Here is a 4,668-nt window from a genome sequence, read left to right on the forward strand (position 1 = left end):
AACAGATAAATCACAACAAAGGCTTCCCTTAACTAATCATTTACATTCTTACTCATATGTGAATAATTAATAAAAAAATGAAAATTTAGCAAATATCATTATGGCTATTCATTATCTATAAAAGACTGCAAAGGCGAATTCAATGAAAACTCAAAAATATGCACAGGATTCCAGTGTGATTATCTCAAGGATCATGCTGCCCGAAGACGCCAACGCGGCAGGGATTGTCCACGGCGGTGTTATCATGAAGGAAATTGACAATGCCGCCGGTGTCACAGCGGTAAGGCATACAAGAAAAATCTGCGTAACCGCATCCATAGACCGGCTGGATTTTTATAAACCCGCATTTATCGGCAATCTTTTAACCATAAAAGCAGGTATCAATTACACGGGTAAAACTTCCATGGAAATCGGAGCACGGGTTCAAACTGAAGACCTGTTGACCGGGGTTAAGACCCACCTTGCATCCGCTTACCTGACTTTTGTTGCCCTGGGGGAAGACAAGAAGCCGGTGAAAGTACCGCCCCTGAAACTTGTTACAGAAGAAGAGTTCAGGAGAAACAAAGAAGCCCTTGCAAGAAAAAAGTTGCGGCTGTCTGAAAAACAAAAGGAATCTGAATGCCGGATGGATGCAAGCAAGTGTTAAATAAAAATAATTGTGAAGGATAACCATGGCACGCATTGAAATTGAAATGATAGAAAATCTTGTTTTTGCAACTGAACTTGCTATAAGAATTTCAGATTTAAATTATGCTGATCATGTTGGCAATGATGCATTTGTTTCCCTTATTCATGAAGCAAGGGTGAGGTTTCTTAAAAATTTCGGTTTTTCAGAACCAGATGTTGATGGGAAAGGGTTAATTGTTGCAGACCTTGCTGTTTCATATAAATCACTGTCGTTTTATGGAGATAAATTGAAATTTGAAATAGGAGCGGGTGACTTTAACAAATATGGTTGTGATATATTTTACAGAGTAACAAATATAAAAACCGGCAACTTAGTTTTACTTGCAAAAACCGGCATTGTTTTCTTTGACTATGCCGAAAATAAGATTGCAATTACCCCTGAAGCCTTTTCATCACACTTTTTGTAACATTTATTTCAGAACTCACCCTTTATCATTTTTTCTTATTATGGTCTGCCTGGAAAATAATAACGATTGACGTTAATAACGAGATGCGTTAATATATTGCCATGGTTAAATCTTTTAAGGATAAAGAGACAGAAAAAATATTTAACCGGTATTTTTCTAAAAAGCTGCCGCAAAATATTCAGCATCTTGCCCGGAGAAAATTAATAATTATAGATGCGGCAACTGAAATTGATGCCTTACGAATTCCACCCGGCAACAGACTGGAAATTTTAAAAGGGAATCGAAAAGGACAATATAGCATCCGTATTAATGGTCACTGGAGAATATGTTTTAAGTGGAAAACTGAAGATGCTTTTAATGTTGAAATTCCAGATTATCATTAGGAGAAAATTATGGATAACAAAAAACTTCTACCCATCCATCCGGGAGAAATTCTCTTGGAGGAATTTTTAAAGCCGATGGACATAAGCCAATACAGACTTGCAAAAGATATTAGTGTGCCTCCAAGACGTATTAATGAAATTGTGCATGGTAACCGTTCAATTACTGCTGATACTGCTTTGCGCCTGGGGCGGTATTTCGGACTATCGCCCAGGTTTTGGTTAAATCTTCAAAACCGCTTTGACCTTGAGATAACAGAAGACCTTTTAGCAGATCGTCTTGAAAAAGAGGTACATGTCCTCAATTCTGATGCTGCATAAATTTTCCCCAAACCCTTTGGAGGACAAATGAATTCAGTTCCTTTTGAAATGGGCCCCATTAGACCGGTTGATGAAGCAGACAGCCTGTTGATCCGCACCACCCGGGGCTGCCCGTGGAACAGGTGTACCTTCTGCACCCTGTATGATGACATGAAATTTTCCATAAGGTCTGTGCCTGATATCAAAAAAGATATCCTGGCTGCAAAAGAGTATTTCAATGGTCATCCCTTTGAGACCTGTTTTCTTCAGGACGGGGACAGCTTTGTCATGAGGACAAAAGACCTGATCGAAATTCTGGAAACACTTCGATACGCTTTTCCATCATTAAACCGAATCAGTTCTTACGGCAGGGCTCAGACCATGGTTAAAAAATCCCCGTCTGCCATGAAAGAGATCTGCGCTGCCGGATTGAACAAGCTCTATTGCGGCCTGGAGTCCGGCTCAACCCAGGTGCTTAAAATGGTTAAAAAAGGCATCACCCCGGAATCCATCATCAAATCCGCCCACATGGCCAGGGAGGCCGGCATGGATACCACCCAGTTCATTATTCTGGGGCTCGGGGGAAAACAATTATCAAAAATCCATGCCATTGAGACGGCAAAGGTGCTCAATGAAATCAACCCTGATTATATCCGGTTGCTGACCATCGGGGTTAAACCCGGTTCCGGTCTTGACCGCCAGATGGCAAAGGGAGAATTCACCCTGCCGTCTGAAACTCAAATCATCTCAGAACAGCGGCTGCTCCTTGAACACATAGAGGGTATTACCAGCCATTATGCCAATCATCACAGCATTGACCTGCTTCTGGAAATCAGGGGCTGGCTGCCCGGGGACAAGGATCGACTGCTCGCTATCCTGGATCGTTTTCTATCCTTGAGTGATACTGATCAGATCAATTTTGTCCTGGGAAGGCGGCTGGGATATTACCAATGTTTGTCAGATATGGAAAATGACCGCCAATATCAATTTGTAGAAAACCAGGTCCAGAAAATAAGGCAGACTGATCCTGACTCCTTTGAACAAATTTTTCACAACCTGCGCTGCCAAGTGGTTTAAATACCCTGTAGAGCCGATATTCTAAAGGATTAAAAATAAAATAAATAATCATAAATAAAGGAAGTAACAATGAAAGATCCCATTTTTGAACCCATCACCATCAATAATCTTAAAATCCAAAACAGGATATATCTTCCTGCAATGCACCTGGGTATGGCTCAGGAGTTTGAAGTCACGGATCAGATCATTCATTTTTATGCACAAAGGGCCAAAGGCAGACCCGGAATGATTTGTGCCGGTTATGCAACAGTGGATGAACTTTCAGGCAATACCCAGAATATTGGCGCCCATGATGACAAATTCATACCCGGTCTTCAAAAGCTTTCCAAAGCCATCAAGGACAACGGGTCTCTCAGCGCAATGCAGATCAACCATGCGGGTCGATATAATTTTTCCTTTTTCCTCAATGGGAAACAGCCTGTGGCACCATCTCCCATAGCGTCAAGACTGACCAGAGAAACCCCGAAAGAAATGACGGCTGATGAAATAAAGGCAACCATCAATGCCTTTGCACAGGCGGCTTTAAGAGTCAAAAAGGCAGGGTTTGATGCAGTTGAAGTGTTAAGCGGAACAGGATATCTGATCAGTGAGTTCCTTTCTCCTCTGACCAACCAGCGGTCTGACAATTATGGCGGCAGCTTTGAAAACAGAATGCGGTTCGGGCTTGAGGTTGTAAAAGCTGTCAGAGATGCCATAGGAGAAGACTTTCCCCTGATTGTCAGGATGAACGGCAATGATTTTATGCCCGGCGGAAACTCAAGGCTGGAACTGCAGGAATATGCTAAAACCCTGTCAGACGGTCCGGTCGATGCCCTCTGCATCAATGTGGGATGGCATGAAGCAAGGGTACCCCAGATTGTGGCCTGCGTACCCAGGGGCACTTTTTCATACTTAGCCCGTGGCATCAAAGAAAAAGTAAACGTACCGGTTATTGCAAGCCACAGGATTAATGATCCCAAAACGGCAAGACAGCTGCTGGATGACGGCATGTGCGACATGGTGGCCATGGGCCGCAGCCTCATTGCCGACCCCATGCTGCCTGAAAAAACAAGGCTTGGAAAAGAAAATGAGATCATGCATTGCATTGCCTGTGCCCAGGGGTGTTTTGATAATATTTTCAAATTAAAACATGTTGAATGCCTTTGCAATCCTCTGGCCGGTTATGAGGGAGCCGAACCGGTTAAAAAGGTTGCATCACCTAAAAAAATCCTTGTTGCAGGAGCCGGACCCGCAGGAATGACTGCAGCTCTAACAGCCCACTCACGGGGTCATAATGTGACAATTTATGAAAGCCAAACCCGGCCCGGAGGACAACTTTACCTGGCAGCTGCCCCTCCGGGAAGACAGGAATTTGCCCAGCTGGCGAAGGATCTTGAAACACAAATTGCGGTGAAGAGAATACCAATTGTTTTAAAAACAAAAGTAACCGAAGACCTTATTAAAAAAGAAAAACCGGACACGGTCATACTGGCAACCGGTGCAAATCCCCTGGTTCCGCCCATTCCCGGGATAGACCTTCCCCATGTTATGGAATCATGGGATGTGCTGCAGGACAAGGTGTTTACAGGCAAAAAAGTTGCCATTATCGGCGGCGGCGCTGTTGGGGTTGAAACCGCCCTTTTTCTTGCAGAGAAAGGTACGCTGTCAGCCGAAGCCGTAAAGTTTCTTCTTGTTAACAGAGCCCAGGATCCTGAGACACTTTTTGAAATGGCAACTCAAGGAACCAAACAGATCACCCTTATAGAAATGCTGGAGAAAATGGGTAAGGATATCGGAAAATCAACCAAGTGGGGCATGATGCAGGATCTTGGCCGGTA

General features: G+C 43.5%; 6 protein-coding genes. All 6 read left to right on the plus strand.

Annotated elements, in window-relative coordinates; translation table 11 throughout:
- Positions 1-142 precede the first annotated feature (142 nt).
- Positions 143-646, plus strand: a complete 504-nt coding sequence (locus K8S13_RS13985; protein ID WP_291463370.1) for an acyl-CoA thioesterase — start codon at positions 143-145, stop codon at positions 644-646.
- A gap of 46 nt (positions 647-692) precedes the next feature.
- Positions 693-1,094 (plus strand): thioesterase family protein, encoded by a 402-nt coding sequence (locus K8S13_RS13990; protein ID WP_291463371.1) that lies wholly within the window; start codon positions 693-695, stop codon positions 1,092-1,094.
- Positions 1,095-1,195: 101 nt separating this feature from the next.
- Positions 1,196-1,477, plus strand: a complete 282-nt coding sequence (locus K8S13_RS13995) for a type II toxin-antitoxin system RelE/ParE family toxin (protein WP_291463372.1) — start codon at positions 1,196-1,198, stop codon at positions 1,475-1,477.
- 9 nt (positions 1,478-1,486) lie between these two features.
- Positions 1,487-1,795 carry a HigA family addiction module antitoxin gene (locus K8S13_RS14000; protein ID WP_291463373.1) on the plus strand — a complete coding sequence of 103 codons (309 nt, stop codon included), beginning with the start codon at positions 1,487-1,489 and terminating at the stop codon, positions 1,793-1,795.
- A gap of 27 nt (positions 1,796-1,822) precedes the next feature.
- The gene (locus K8S13_RS14005; protein ID WP_291463375.1) at positions 1,823-2,851 is read left to right on the plus strand and encodes a radical SAM protein; all 1,029 of its coding nucleotides are present in this window, start codon (positions 1,823-1,825) and stop codon (positions 2,849-2,851) included.
- Positions 2,852-2,920: 69 nt separating this feature from the next.
- Positions 2,921-4,668: FAD-dependent oxidoreductase (locus K8S13_RS14010; protein WP_291463377.1), on the plus strand; the 1,748-nt coding region annotated here is incomplete at its 3' end.

It is taken from the genome of Desulfobacula sp., assembly GCF_021107415.1.